This window comes from Enterococcus pingfangensis, assembly GCF_005405205.1.
Taxonomy (GTDB): domain Bacteria; phylum Bacillota; class Bacilli; order Lactobacillales; family Enterococcaceae; genus Enterococcus_A; species Enterococcus_A pingfangensis.
On sequence record NZ_BJDP01000003.1, the window covers coordinates 31,471 to 45,695 of the forward strand.

Consider the following 14,225-nt stretch of genomic DNA (forward strand, 5'->3'; position numbering starts at 1 on the left):
GTCAAATGAAAAAGAATTTAAAATACAATTTGATTTGGCTAGCTTTGATCGTGATTGGCTATGCGGTACTATATGCGGCGTATTCTGCCGGATTGGTCAACCTGTTCTTAGATAATATTTTGGTCCAAATCGGGATAAATGTCATTTTAGCAGTCGGCTTGAATTTGATCATTGGATTTTCTGGACAATTTTCTTTAGGGCATGCCGGGTTTATGGCGATCGGTGCGTATGCGGCGGCTTTGATCTCAATGAATACGCCGACTTACGGTGGCTTTTTCTTAGGGATGGCTGTAGGTGTCATCTTGGCAGGGATCGTTGCTGTAGCAGTAGGTATCCCAACGTTACGGTTAAGCGGAGATTACTTAGCCATTGCAACTTTAGGTGTCGCGGAGATCATTCGGATCTTATTGATCAATTTTAAAGATATCACCAACGGTCCTTCTGGTTTGTTTGGGATCGAGCCATTTGTTGATTGGCAAATGGTTTACGGTTTTATGGCGATCACCACACTATTTATCGTGAACTATATTCGTTCCGGTGCTGGTCGTGCGACGATGGCGATCCGCGAAGATGAGATCGCAGCAGAAGCGATGGGCGTAAATACGACCAAATATAAAGTGATCGCTTTTGCATTCGGGGCAATGACGGCTAGTATTGCTGGTTCGCTTTATGCGGGCTATTTACAATCCATTGCACCAAAAGACTTTGCGTTTACTAAGTCGGTGGATATCTTGATCTTAGTCGTACTAGGCGGGATCGGAAGTGTCACAGGGACTTTTATCGCGGCGATTTTATTAGGAATCATCAATATGTATCTGCAAGACTTCGGAACATTGCGGATGATCATTTATGCGTTGGCATTGATCATTTTAATGATCTTCAAGCCAGGCGGATTGTTAGGCACGAAAGAATTGTCTGTGAAAAAAATAATCGATAAGTTCAAAAAAGGAGATGACCAGAATGCCTCTGTTGGAAATTAAAGAATTAACCAAAAACTTTGGTGGTTTGGCGGCGGTCTCCAATGTCAATATCGCATTAGAAGAAAATCAATTAGTCGGTTTGATCGGTCCAAATGGTGCGGGGAAAACGACGCTGTTCAATCTGATCACTGGCGTATACGAGCCAAGTGAAGGGGATGTCTTATTAAAAGTCGATGGAAAAGATCATCGGTTAAATGGTCAAAAACCTTATGAGATTGCAGATCTTGGTTTGAGCCGAACCTTTCAGAATATTCGCTTGTTCAAAGATTTAACAGTTTTAGATAATGTCTTGATCGCGATGAACAGTAAGAACAAAGAAAGCTTCTTCACCAGTGTTTTGCGTTTACCGGCTTTTTATAACAAAGAAGAACATTTAAAAAATGAAGCACTGAAACTATTAACTATTTTTGATTTACAAGATAAAGCAGAGCATTTAGCCCGGAACTTGCCTTATGGGGAACAACGTCGGTTAGAAATCGTGCGGGCGCTGGCGACAAAGCCGAAGATCCTTTTCTTAGACGAACCAGCTGCTGGGATGAATCCGCAAGAGACAGCGGAGTTAACGTTGTTGATTCGAAAAATTCAAGCAGAATTTAAAATCACGATCTTGTTGATCGAACACGATATGAGTTTGGTCATGGATGTCTGTGAACGAATCTATGTGCTGGAGTATGGACGTATTTTGGCTGAAGGTGTTCCAGAGGAAATCAAAAATAATCCAGAAGTTATCAAAGCCTATCTTGGAGGTGATCTATAATGCTGAAAATTGAAAATCTTTCGGTTCATTACGGAATGATCCAAGCGGTGCGAGATGTCAGCTTTGAAGTCAAGCAAGGCGAAATCGTATCTTTGATCGGAGCAAATGGTGCGGGGAAAACGACGATTTTGCGGACAATCTCAGGTTTGAATCACCCATCTAAAGGCACGATCACTTTTGAAGGTACGCAGATTCAAAAGAAAGCACCTAGAAAAATCGTTGCCCAAGGGATCTCTCAAGTTCCAGAAGGCCGCCATGTATTTTCAGGCTTGACCGTCTTAGAAAATTTGGAGATGGGTGCATATTTACGAAAAGACAGCGAGATGCAAAAAGATTATGATCATATTTATGAAAAATTTCCGATCTTGAAAGAACGGTTGAACCAAGATGCTTCGACACTTTCCGGCGGAGAACAACAGATGTTGGCAATGGGACGCGCATTGATGTCTAAACCGCGTTTGTTGCTGCTGGACGAGCCATCGATGGGACTAGCACCGATCTTCATTCAAGAAATTTTTAATATCATCCAAGAGATTCAAAAACAAGGGACGACGGTTTTATTGATCGAACAAAATGCCAAGATGGCTTTATCGATTGCGGATCGCGGCTATGTTTTGGAGACCGGCAAAGTCGTCTTGTCAGGAACAGGTCAAGAATTGCTAGAAAGTGAAGAAGTCAAGAAAGCTTATCTAGGAGGGTAAAAAATGAGTGTAAAAGATTTTATGACAGAAAATTTAGTAACCGTCACACCTGAGACAAAAATATTTGATGCAGTTGATTTAATGAAAAAATATGACATCCACCGCTTGCCGGTGATCGCCAACGATCAATTGGTTGGACTAATCACTGAAGGAACGATCCAAGAAGCGCTCCCTTCAAAAGCGACGAGTTTAAGTGTTTACGAGGTCAATTATTTATTGAATAAAACGGTCGTAGCCGACGTGATGATCACAGAGGTCAAAACGATTGCTCCAGATGCAGAATTGGAAGACGGGATCTATTTGATGCGGCAAAATAAGATCAATGTTTTACCTGTACTAGCAGGCGATAAATTAGTGGGGATCATCACCAACAATGATATTTTCGATGCGTTCTTGAAATTGACTGGTTATTATGAAGGCGGCACACGTGTCCAATTAAAAATTTTGGAAGACAAAAAAGGCGTGCTTGCCAGAGTTGCCAAAGTGTTAGCTGATCATGACTTCAGTATTTTGACGGTTATTGTTGATCATCAATCAAACGCAACGATTTTAGAGATCCAATTAGCCAGCAAAGAGACGGAGAAAATCAAACAGCTTCTGACTGATAATGGGTATGAAGTTTTACGGGCAGCAGTTACACAGCCTTAGCTGAAAAGGACGACTGAGTGATCAGTTGTTCTTTTCTTTTGTTATATGCTAAAATATTTAGGACGGAGGGGAATCATATGTCTAAAAAGAACAAAGATATTCAAGTCCAAATCAAAGAAGAAGCACGCCAAATCGACGGAAAAGAGCAAACGGTCTCTCAATTAGTGATCGGTAAAAAAATTATTGGTGAAATTATTCCTGATAATAAAAATTTCCAAGCCTATAATGACGGGCGTTTACTTGGCAATTATAAGTCTTTGGACGATGGGATCGAGGCTTTGATCCGCAACTGGAATTTACACGAATAATTTTTAGAAAAGTACTTGCATTTTTTTTAAAGATTAGGTATTATAACTGAGTCGGGTTTTTAAATAATAAAAAAACCTAGCTGGAGGAGTAGCGAAGTGGCTAAACGCGACGGACTGTAAATCCGTTCCTTAGGGTTCAGTGGTTCGAATCCACTCTCCTCCACCATTGGGGTATAGCCAAGCGGTAAGGCAAGGGACTTTGACTCCCTCATGCGTTGGTTCGAATCCAGCTACCCCAGTTGTTCAGCGAGTTGCTTTTGCAACTCGCTTTTTTTGTGCGTTTAGATAACAAACTTTTAGCAAGGTCAACGAAACAGATTTAATTTTTATGAATAAATAATCGATCATTCAGTGTCTCTCTTTTACCGAAGAAGTTCTCTTGCTTGATGCCTGTTAAAATATACGCTACATTTAAGATGAAGCTATGATAATAGGAGAAAGGAGCTTGGAACGATGAATAAATTTGAGGAAGTTAAAGAGCGGTTGACCGATACTGTGGTAAAAGCCTACAGCACGATCAAAGATAATTCATTAGAAGTGACTAAAGAAAAAGGACAAGCGCCGCGTGTGCGCACGATTCGTCCAACCCGCCATACGATCAAATGGAAAGCAAGAAATCATTAAGAAGAGGTCGTGACAGAAGTAGTCAGCTTTAAGAAATGAAAAGGGATTTCCTAAAATTGTTTCTCAATTTTTTTGGAATTTCGATGTGTTTCCGAAGAAGCTATTTCTGTTTATTCGGAAAAGAGGTGTGACAAGATTTTTGTCATACCTCTTTCTTTTTTAATGATCGATCTCGATTCCTAAAATGGTCAGATGACCGTTGCCGACTAATTTGATGACTAATTTAGCGAGGCTGTCGGCGCTCATGGTCGTGTCGCTAGTGATCCACCAATGCAAGGTCCCAATAAATATCGAAGTCATGTATTCAATGATAAAATCCAACGGCACTTCGATGTCATTTTCGGTGATTTTTAACCGATTAAAGATATGGGAATATTTTTCATTTAAAATTTCCGCGATTTTTTTGCGGAGAATTTCGTTGCCTGAAGCATCCAAGACCGTCAAAAAGAATTTCCGATTTGCTTGGATCTGTTCATAAATATTTTTTAGCACCATTTCGATCTTGCGGACTTTTAGCCGATTTCCTTGGACGATCTGATCAGGATCAAGAACCGAGGCAAAAGCGTCGATGGCTTGTTTGAAAATAAAATCATAGAGATCTTGTTTATCTTTGTAGTGAGCATAAAACGTTGCGCGATTGATCATTGCTTCATCGGCGATTTCTTGTACGGTGATATTGTCGAACCCTTTTACTTCTACTAAATGAATAAAAGCTTCCATAATCATTTTGTTAGTTCGTTTAACTCGAAGGTCAATTTTTTTAGGCATAATAAAATCCTTTCGTTTCTCAACAGAGTTTGCTGGATTGTTGCTTATCACACGAATGAAATAGTTTTGAGTATTGCATAACGTTCGAAATGTTTTTAGAATATACGTGAGTAGTATAACAAACACTTTGTAAGTTAATCAACAGGTGTTGTTAAAAAGGGAAGGTAGGAATGATTATGGCATTACGAGCAGGGATTGATGTTGGCTCTACAACCGTCAAGTTGGTCATTTTGAATGAACAAAACGAAAGTCTTTTTGCGAAGTATGAACGTCACTTTTCAGATGTGAAAAATGCCACAGAACGTATCTTGCGAGAAGCAGAAACAATTATCGGTGATCAAGAAATGACGATGAGTATCACAGGATCTGGCGGAATGGGTCTGGCTGATGTATTGGCGATTCCTTTTGTCCAAGAAGTGATCGCGTGTACACGCACAGTTGAAGAAATTATTCCTGAAACCGATGTAGTGATTGAATTAGGCGGAGAAGACGCGAAAATCACGTTTTTTGAAGGGTCATTAGAACAACGTATGAACGGAAGCTGCGCTGGAGGCACAGGTGCGTTTATCGATCAGATGGCTGTCTTATTGAAAACGGATGCTAACGGTGTAAACGAATTAGCCAAAGACTATAAAACAATTTATCCGATTGCTTCTCGTTGCGGTGTATTTGCTAAAACTGATGTACAACCGTTGATCAATGAAGGAGCGGCAAAAGAAGATATCGCAGCGAGTATTTTTCAAGCAGTTGTCAATCAAACGATTGCAGGCTTAGCCGCCGGTCGAAAAATCAAAGGAAACATCGCTTTTCTAGGCGGCCCGCTATTTTTCATGTCTGAATTGCGTCAGCGATTTATTGAAACGTTAAATATCGCGCCGGAAAATGTGATCTTTCCAGAAAACCCACAGCTTTTTGTAGCGATGGGTGCCGCTTTTTATTCAGAAGAAGCAGAAATGACTTCATTAGAAGGCTTGCTGCATCGTTTATTAACGGCTGATGAAGGGCATTTAGCACCTTCAGACACACTAGACCCATTATTTAAAGATGAAGCAGAGTTAGCAGAATTTCGGATGCGTCATGGGCAAGCTCAAGTCAGAGAAAAAGATTTGGCGGAGCATGAAGGGGTCGCTTTCTTAGGAATCGATGCTGGTTCAACGACTACTAAAGTTACGCTGATCGATGATAACGGCAATTTGATGTATTCATTTTATGGCAATAATCAAGGTCAGCCGCTAGAAACAACGATGAAGGTCTTAAAAGATCTGTATACAAAGCTACCGGAAAATGTATTTATCGGAAAAGCTGCTGTTACGGGTTACGGGGAACAGTTGATCAAAAATGCGTTGAAGGTCGATATTGGTGAAGTTGAAACGATGGCTCATTATAAAGCGGCTAATTATTTTCAGCCTGGCGTCGATTTTATTTTAGATATCGGCGGACAAGACATGAAAGCCATGACGATCAAAGACGGCGCCTTGTCTTCGATCCAATTAAACGAAGCCTGTTCTTCTGGATGTGGTTCATTCATTGAAACCTTCGCAAAATCATTGAATTATAATGTAGAAGATTTTGCACAGGCAGCGGTGAAATCAAAAGCGCCAGTTGATCTAGGTTCACGTTGTACCGTCTTCATGAATTCTAAAGTGAAACAAGTTCAAAAAGAAGGGGCCTCAGTTGGCGATATTTCTGCCGGCTTGTCTTATTCTGTCATCAAAAATGCGATCTATAAAGTAATCAAAGTTCGGCGTCCTGAAGAACTTGGTGAGAAAATCGTCTGCCAAGGCGGAACATTTTATAACGAAGCAGTCTTACGGGCATTTGAAGTCGTTTCCGGCCGGGAAGTTGTTCGGCCATCGATTGCTGGTTTAATGGGAGCTTTTGGAGCGGCATTGATCGCTTTAGAAGATTATGAGATCGGTGAAAAGACCGAAACTCTTTCTTTAGCAGAAATCGATACATTTACGGCTGAAAAAGAATTCACTCATTGCGGCTTATGTGAAAATAATTGTATGTTGACGGTAACTTTATTCTCAGATGGACGCCAATTTATTACCGGAAATCGGTGCGAACGCGGCGCTCAAATCAAAGTGAAACGCGAAGATAAAAAAGTCAACTTAGTGGATTATAAATACCGTCGTTTATTCAAATATCGTCCATTACGCAAAAAAGATGCCATTCGCGGCGAGATCGGAATCCCGCGTGTCTTGAACATGTATGAAAATTATCCATTGTGGGATACGTTCTTCAGTGATTTGGGTTTCCGAGTGAAGTTATCACCGCGTTCCAATAAAGCGTTGTATGAACAAGGGATGGAAACAATCCCCAGCGATACAGCTTGTTATCCAGCGAAAATCACGCATGGACATATCCAAGCTTTGATTGATGGCGGCGTTCCGATGATCTTTTATCCCGGTGTTGTATTTGAACGAGAAGAATCAAAAGATGCGGATAATCATTTCAACTGCCCAATCGTTCAAAGTTACCCCGATGTGATTCGCAACAATGTGGATGATATTCGCGATGGCAAAGTAGATTATCGTAATCCTTATTTGAATTTAGCCAATGAAGCTTCTGTCGCTAAAGTTCTCGGCCGCTGTTTCGAAGATCTAGGAATCACACAAACAGAAATTGACCAAGCGTTGCATCATGCCTATGAAGAATTAGAAAAATTCAAAGCAGATGTCCGTCAAAAAGGGGAAGAAACCTTATTGATGCTCAATCAAAAAGGTCAACGCGGAATCGTTCTATCTGGTCGGCCGTATCATTTGGATCCTGAGATCAATCATGGGATCGCTGAAGTGATTACACAAGAAGGATTCCATGTATTAACAGAAGACAGCGTTTCTCATCTAAGCGATGTCGGCAATCTTCGTGTAGTCAATCAATGGGTCTACCATTCTCGGCTATACGCAGCCGCTCGTGTTGTAGCCAAATCGAAAAATCTTGAACTGGTCCAACTAAATTCATTTGGTTGCGGTCTAGATGCAGTAACGACGGACCAAGTAGAAGAGATCATGGATCAATATGGTAAGATCTACACCGTTTTGAAAATCGATGAAGGTTCCAATCTAGGTGCGATCAGAATTCGTTTGCGCTCACTAAAAGCGGCGGTCAATGAACGAGATAAATCGAATTTTGAACCAGTCCAACGTTTTGAAGAACCAGAAAAAATCGTCTTTACTAAAGAAATGCGTAAAAAACATACCTTGCTTTTACCGATGCTTAGTCCAATCCATCAGTCTGGTTTGTTTGATATTGCGCTGGAAGCTTCCGGCTACAATGTAGTTTGTCTGCCGGCGATGGATCGTGAAGCCATCAATGTTGGTTTGAAATTTGTCAACAATGATTCTTGTTATCCAGCGATCATCTCGATCGGTCAATTAGTCGAAGCCTTGCAAAGCGGGGAATACGATTTAGAAAATACGAGTGTGATGATGAGTCAAACCGGTGGCGGCTGCCGAGCAACAAATTATATCCCATTGCTGCGCAAAGCGTTGAATGATGCAGGGTTCCCGCAAGTACCAGTCGTTTCGGTTTCACTAGGAAATAAAGGTGTGGAAAGCAATCCAGGATTTAAATACACGCTGCCGATGTTGAAACGAATCGTTGTCGCGATTCTTTACGGTGATTTGTTTGAACGGCTCGTTTATCGGACGCGTCCTTACGAACTAGAAAAAGGTCAAATCGATGCGTTGCATGAAGAATGGCTGAAAAAAGTAGAAAGCAATGTTCGGAGTGGCTCGCTGACAGCCTTTAACCGCAACATGAAAAAAATCATCACTTCATTTGATACTGTTCCAATCTCAAATGAAGTGAAACCAAAAGTTGGCGTCGTTGGTGAAATTTTAGTCAAATATTCGCCAACAGCTAACAATGATATCGTTCGTTTGTTAGAATCAGAAGGTGCTGAAGCTGTCGTACCAGACTTGATTGGTTTCATGAACTATTCTTTGTATAATCAAATTTGGAAATATGACAATATGGGCATGCCGAAGAAAAATAAAACGATCGCAGAAATGGCGATCAAATTGATCGAGGTGGTCGAAAAACCAATGGATAAAGCGCTGCGTGCTTCTGAACGCTTTACCGGGATCCATTCGATCTATCAATTGGCTGAAGATGCCGGCAAGATTCTTTCGATTGGAAATCACACAGGTGAAGGCTGGTTCTTGACCGGTGAAATGATTGATCTATTGAAAAATGACGTCAATAATATTGTCTGCATGCAACCGTTTGGATGCTTGCCAAACCACGTGGTCGGCAAAGGGGTAATCAAAGAGTTGCGCCGCCAATATCCAAAATCAAATATTGCCGCAATCGATTATGATCCAGGCGTTTCGATCGTCAACCAATTGAATCGGATTCGTTTAATGATGGCGACCGCCAATAAACAATTAAAAACAGAAATCAAAAACTGATTGAAAGAGTAGACCAATTGAACGGGTCTGCTCTTTTTTTCTAGTTGTTTTTGTAAGATCAGCTGCTGCAAAAAAATGAACAATGTTTGGGCATGAATGAACCGTTAGGGAAGTTAGAAAAAGGATAAAGGAAATATTCGCAGGGTTATTGTTGTACATTAGGTATATACCAGTTATAATAGAAGAAAATTAATCGAGGTGACAAACGTGGCGAATCAAGTGCCAGTTTATATTCAAATACATGATCAGTTAAAAAACGAAATTGAAAACGGCGTATGGAAAGTTGGCGCTCGCCTGCCTTCTGAACGAGAATTATCCTTGCGATTCGGCGTAAGCCGAATGACTCTCCGCCAAGCAATCCAAACATTATCCGACGAAGGAATCTTGGATCGAAAAATCGGTTCAGGAACTTACGTAGCAAGTAAAAAAGTTCAAGAAAAAATGACTGGAACAACAAGTTTTACCGATATCATGGAATCACTTGGAAAAGTTCCGTCCAGCAAAACGATCTCTTTTTTCCATTCACGTGCTAGTTCTAGTGAAGCAGAAAAATTGAACTTAGAAAAAGGCGAGCAAGTCTTGCGGATGGAGCGGATCCGTTATGCAGATGACGTTCCAATCTGTTTTGAAGTCGCAAGTATTCCCGCCAAACTGATTGAAGGATTCAGTAAAGAAGAAATCACGGAATCTTTTTATCATAGTTTACAAGAAAAAGGGTTTGAGATCGGTCATGCCAATCAAACCGTATCGGCAATTTTAGCGCCGGAACAAATTGCGGAGTATCTGGCGGTAAAACGCGGCGATGCAATTTTACGCCTGCGGCAAATCTCCTATCTTACGGACGGACGACCGTTTGAATATGTACGTACTCAGTATGTCGGCAGCCGATTTGAATTTTATTTAGAAAAATAATCCAAGAGGCTAAGCTTCTTGGATCGGTTGCTCATGATATAAGACAGCGCCAGTTTCAAATTCAACTTGGCCATTTAATAAATCGGTGACTTGCGCTTCAAACGCTGTAAGCTGATTTTCGTCTACCAGACAAGTCGCGACGACTTGATCGGTGAACTGGGTCTCTTTGACAGCGATTTGCTCATTAGTGATGAAGTGTTCCATTTTGCCCCAATTAGTATAATCTAATTGGACAAAAATTTCTTGCTGCAGGCGGCCTTCTACGATACCGATGTCGGCGATCGCTTGGGCGACTGCGCCGGAATAAGCCCGGATCAATCCGCCGGCTCCAAGTTTGGTCCCGCCGAAATAGCGTGTAACGACGGCACAAACATTGATCAGCTCATTCTTTTTCAAGACTTCCAACATAGGAACACCGGCAGTTCCGCTAGGTTCTCCATCATCTGAGGAGCGCTGGATTTCATTGCGGTCGCCTAAGACAAAGGCGCTGCAATTATGGTTGGCTTTCCAATGTTCCTTTTTGATGTATTGAATGAAGTCTTTCGCTTCTTCTTCAGAGGTGATTCGTTTTAAAAAACAAATGAAGCGTGATTTTTTGATTTCGATTTCGTATTGGTGATCTTCTTTAATCGTACGATAATTTTGCAGCATGATTTTGCCTCGCTTTATTTTTCTCTTCTTAGTTTAGTATAGGAGAAAAGCGGGGCAGGTTTCAACTAAATGTTTATGAACAAGAATCTGTTTGAAGGCGAGGGATGAGCGTGACGCGCACAAAAAAATACGATGGGATCACTCATTATTTGAAAAGCAACAACGGCTCACAAGTTACACTGACCTTTACTCAATTTGATGAATTGTTGTTTCCCCGCAGCGGCTTGCCCCAGACAGCGCGGCAAGATCTTGACTGGTGGGCGAATGATTATCGCCATCCGGAAAAAGGTGCTTACGGCTGGTTGAACGCGAATTATGAAGTTGTTCAGGTCAATCTCAATAAAGAGTATGTAGTCTTCAACAAACTAGTAAAAGCAAGTTGGTTGATCTAGTTAGCAGTGGAATAATTTATTTGACAAGGTAGACAAAGAGGTTGTGACAAAAACTTGTCACAATTTTTTTTTGCGTTGAGTACATGAATTAGAAAAAAACTAAGATCGTTTTGCTTAGGTGCAGTGAGTCGATTTTTTTTAATAAGTAAAAAGAATGATTAGTGATTTGCGTATCTTTTTGAAAAGGAGGGAAGCGCACCGATGGAAATCACGGGTCAACGATTATTGAAAAAAGAATGGCAGGCTTTTTATCCGCAAGTAGATTTGAGTCAAGCAAAAAAGATTCCAGCAATGACGGAGCTGGGATCCGACTGGTTGTGTCAGCGCTGCGGAGAAGTCTCGCATGAAAAAGTCCCAGCCGGTTTTTTCTACTGCCCATTTTGTCTAGTATTGGCACGAGTGGATAGTCGTTCATTTTTTTATTATTTTCCAGCAAAAAAACTGTCGAAGAAAAAAGCAGTACTTGTTTGGCAGGGAGAACTCTCTGAGCCGCAATGTGAGATCGCTGACTCGCTCATCCAAGACCATGCAACGGCGCAAACTTTTTTGCTTTGGGCGGTGACAGGAGCGGGGAAAACGGAAATTTTATTTCCATTACTGCAGCGTCTGCTTGAACAAGGAAAACGAGTCGCGGTAACTTCACCGCGAGTAGATGTTTGCAACGAGTTGTTCCTTCGCTTTCGCCAAGCTTTTCCGAAAGAAAAAATCAGTATTTTTCATGGACAAGTACGTAAAACTGCTGGAGATGGTTTTGTCGTTTGTACCGTGCATCAGCTTTTACGGTACCATCAGTATTTTGACTTAGTGATTGTAGATGAAGTAGATGCTTTTCCTTACGCGGAAGATCCGCTGCTGCAGCGTGCAGTAGATCATGCGCAAAAATCGACAGGTAAGCGCGTCTATTTGAGTGCGACTCCAGCCGAATCGTTAAAACAGACAGTTGATCGCTTGTATTATTTGCCGGCTCGTTATCATCGGCGTAGCTTGCCAGTCCCGGAAGTCTTTTTTTCTTGGCGGTTAGAAAAACAGTTACAGATCGGTCGTTTACCTAAAAATATTTTAGCCAAGCTCGCTTCGTTAGTAGAAAAAAATAATGTACTGCTTTTTTGTCCGAATATCTCGTTGCTGCAAAAAATGGCAGATTGCATTGCGCAGGAATTTACAGTCCGACTGACGACGGTTTTTTCACAAGATCAAGAACGCCTGGTCAAAGTTGAAAACATGCGGGCGGGGAAATACCAATTACTTTTGACGACGACGATTCTTGAACGAGGAGTAACCTTTGAAAATGTATCGGTTGTTGTATTACAAGCGTCTCATCGGATCTTCAAAAAAGCATCCCTCGTTCAAATGGCGGGGCGGGCAGATCGAAAAGGGGCGTATAATCAGGCCAAGGTCATTTTTGTTACTAGTGAGCAAACCGCGGCGATCCAAGCGGCAATTAATGAGATCAAACAAAATAATCAACAGGCATTAGTACGAGGATTGATCGATGAAATGTAGTTGTTGTCAACAAAAATTGATCCGAAATCTCACCTTGCGCGAGTTGTTTTTTTCTGCAAGTTTAAGATGTTATCATTGTGAGAAACAATTTACGAAAATCGATCAAGCTGCAGCTTGTGTCGGCTGCGGGCGCAAAAATTCAGTTAAAATGTGTCGAGATTGCCGCAGATGGCAGCAAAAATTGGGGTTTGTTTTAAATAATAGAAGTTTGTATCAATATGACGAAGGCTTTCGCAAATGGATCGAAGCGTACAAATTTACCGGCGATTATCGTTTGCGGGGCGCATTTACAACGGAACTTGAACAGGCATTACGGATGTATCGGGGATACCTGATTTGTCCGTTGCCGCTTTCTAAAGAACGTTTTGAGCAAAGAGGTTTCAATCAAGTCAGCGCGTGTTTAGCTTTGACGAAGGTTCCTTTTGAACCACTGCTGCAGCGCAAAGAGTTGTCTCCTCAATCAGAAAAAACACGTGAAGAACGTCTGTTGATGGTGCAGCCGTTTGAGTTGAATGTGTCGAGTGAAAAGATTAGAAATCAAAGAGTTTTATTAGTAGATGATGTCTACACGACAGGCCGAACATTGTTCCATGGCGCAGAATTACTTTATAAAAATGGAGCGGGAACGGTGAAAAGTTTGACTTTTGCCCGGTGAAATGCTTTGTTTATATTCGCAAAATTGATAGCGATTTACTTTGCAAAAAAATGAGATTTCGCTATAATAGAGTTAAGAAGAAGAGGTAAGAGTGGTCCTTCCTCCTATCTTCAGTTGGCAAGACGAAAGGGGCAATACGTATGTTCAAATATAATGTTCGTGGGGAAAACATCGAAGTTACCGAAGCTATCCGCAGTTACGTTGAAAAGAAAGTCGGAAAATTAGAACGCTACTTTACTGATGTTCCGGATGCAACTGCTTATGTCAATTTGAAAGTGTATACAGAAAAAACGGCTAAAGTTGAAGTAACGATTCCATTACCTTACTTGGTTCTTCGGGCGGAAGAAACTTCACCAGATTTATATGCAAGTATTGATTTGGTTGTGGATAAATTAGAACGTCAGATCCGCAAATTTAAAACAAAAATTAATCGTAAAGCTCGTGAAACAGGCGTACCTGAACGTGAAGTAGACGTGCTAGTGAACGCGGAAGAATCAGAAGAATCTGAATTAGAGATCGTTCGCACAAAACGCTTATCATTGAAACCAATGGGCAGCGAAGAAGCCGTTTTACAAATGAACATGCTAGGACATAATTTCTTTATCTTTGAAGACGCTGAAACAAATGGTACAAGTATCGTTTATCGTCGTAAAGATGGAAAATATGGTCTGATCGAAACCGACTAAGAATAAATCAAAACCTTCCAGCACTGGCTGGAAGGTTTTTTTGTCGTCTTCAAAATCGAATTTTAAGGCGAATTGATTTTTTAGCCGTTTATTTTCTATGTTTTTGCTACTCAAAGAGCCAAAAAAAGCTTAATCATTGTATAAGTCGCGCTTTATTCGTTGTGAGAAGTTTCTTTTCTTAAAGACTAATGCTAAAATATACTAGCGGGTTTCTATCAAAAA

The 14,225-nt window shown here is 41.1% G+C and carries 14 protein-coding genes and 2 tRNA genes; 14 read left to right on the forward strand and 2 right to left on the reverse strand.

The features are described from left to right. Positions 1–5: 5 nt before the first annotated feature. The 8 genes from FFM63_RS01885 to FFM63_RS09770 all read left to right on the forward strand — a co-directional run bounded on the left by FFM63_RS01885 (position 6) and on the right by FFM63_RS09770 (position 4,018). Positions 6–980 carry a branched-chain amino acid ABC transporter permease gene (locus FFM63_RS01885; RefSeq protein ID WP_137608651.1) on the forward strand — a complete coding sequence of 325 codons (975 nt, stop codon included), beginning with the start codon at positions 6–8 and terminating at the stop codon, positions 978–980. Continuing rightward, positions 961–1,737: an ABC transporter ATP-binding protein gene (locus FFM63_RS01890; RefSeq protein WP_137608652.1), complete on the forward strand. Its 777-nt coding sequence runs from the start codon at positions 961–963 to the stop codon at positions 1,735–1,737. The genes FFM63_RS01885 and FFM63_RS01890 overlap by 20 nt, the downstream gene beginning before the upstream one ends. After that, complete coding sequence (locus FFM63_RS01895) at positions 1,737–2,438, forward strand: ABC transporter ATP-binding protein (protein ID WP_137608653.1); 702 nt, start codon at positions 1,737–1,739, stop codon at positions 2,436–2,438. Before FFM63_RS01890 ends, FFM63_RS01895 begins: the two co-directional genes overlap by 1 nt. Positions 2,439–2,441: 3 nt before the next feature. After that, complete coding sequence (locus FFM63_RS01900) at positions 2,442–3,086, forward strand: CBS and ACT domain-containing protein (protein ID WP_137608654.1); 645 nt, start codon at positions 2,442–2,444, stop codon at positions 3,084–3,086. Positions 3,087–3,163: 77 nt separating this feature from the next. Beyond that, positions 3,164–3,394: a DUF2969 family protein gene (locus tag FFM63_RS01905; protein WP_137608655.1), complete on the forward strand. Its 231-nt coding sequence runs from the start codon at positions 3,164–3,166 to the stop codon at positions 3,392–3,394. 82 nt (positions 3,395–3,476) lie between these two features. Then, positions 3,477–3,560 (forward strand) — tRNA-Tyr (locus tag FFM63_RS01910). Between the two features lies 1 nt (position 3,561). Then, positions 3,562–3,633, forward strand: a tRNA-Gln gene (locus FFM63_RS01915). A 214-nt stretch (positions 3,634–3,847) separates the two neighbouring features. Beyond that, positions 3,848–4,018, forward strand: a complete 171-nt coding sequence (locus tag FFM63_RS09770) for a hypothetical protein (RefSeq protein WP_171000178.1) — start codon at positions 3,848–3,850, stop codon at positions 4,016–4,018. A gap of 159 nt (positions 4,019–4,177) precedes the next feature. Here the strand turns inward: FFM63_RS09770 and FFM63_RS01920 are convergent, their stop codons facing one another. Continuing rightward, on the reverse strand, positions 4,178–4,786 hold the full coding sequence (locus FFM63_RS01920) for a TetR/AcrR family transcriptional regulator (RefSeq protein WP_137608656.1): 609 nt from the start codon (positions 4,784–4,786) through the stop codon (positions 4,178–4,180). Between the two features lie 176 nt (positions 4,787–4,962). On the opposite strand from FFM63_RS01920, the gene FFM63_RS01925 reads away from it, so the two are divergent. Both FFM63_RS01925 and FFM63_RS01930 read left to right on the forward strand, forming a co-directional pair. Continuing rightward, positions 4,963–9,204 (forward strand): 2-hydroxyacyl-CoA dehydratase, encoded by a 4,242-nt coding sequence (locus tag FFM63_RS01925; RefSeq protein ID WP_137608657.1) that lies wholly within the window; start codon positions 4,963–4,965, stop codon positions 9,202–9,204. 207 nt (positions 9,205–9,411) lie between these two features. After that, positions 9,412–10,116, forward strand: a complete 705-nt coding sequence (locus tag FFM63_RS01930) for a GntR family transcriptional regulator (protein WP_137608658.1) — start codon at positions 9,412–9,414, stop codon at positions 10,114–10,116. Positions 10,117–10,125: 9 nt separating this feature from the next. Here FFM63_RS01930 and FFM63_RS01935 read toward each other — a convergent pair whose 3' ends face one another. Further along, on the reverse strand, positions 10,126–10,767 hold the full coding sequence (locus tag FFM63_RS01935; RefSeq protein WP_137608659.1) for a YigZ family protein: 642 nt from the start codon (positions 10,765–10,767) through the stop codon (positions 10,126–10,128). A gap of 104 nt (positions 10,768–10,871) precedes the next feature. On the opposite strand from FFM63_RS01935, the gene FFM63_RS01940 reads away from it, so the two are divergent. The 4 genes from FFM63_RS01940 to hpf all read left to right on the forward strand — a co-directional run bounded on the left by FFM63_RS01940 (position 10,872) and on the right by hpf (position 14,003). Then, positions 10,872–11,159, forward strand: a complete 288-nt coding sequence (locus FFM63_RS01940) for a DUF7662 domain-containing protein (protein WP_137608660.1) — start codon at positions 10,872–10,874, stop codon at positions 11,157–11,159. Positions 11,160–11,360: 201 nt separating this feature from the next. Continuing rightward, positions 11,361–12,662, forward strand: coding sequence for a DEAD/DEAH box helicase (locus FFM63_RS01945; protein WP_137608661.1), 1,302 nt, complete (start codon positions 11,361–11,363; stop codon positions 12,660–12,662). After that, positions 12,652–13,317 (forward strand): ComF family protein, encoded by a 666-nt coding sequence (locus FFM63_RS01950; protein WP_137608662.1) that lies wholly within the window; start codon positions 12,652–12,654, stop codon positions 13,315–13,317. Before FFM63_RS01945 ends, FFM63_RS01950 begins: the two co-directional genes overlap by 11 nt. 140 nt (positions 13,318–13,457) lie before the next feature. Next, positions 13,458–14,003, forward strand: coding sequence for a ribosome hibernation-promoting factor, HPF/YfiA family (gene hpf, locus FFM63_RS01955; protein WP_137608663.1), 546 nt, complete (start codon positions 13,458–13,460; stop codon positions 14,001–14,003). Positions 14,004–14,225 lie beyond the last annotated feature (222 nt).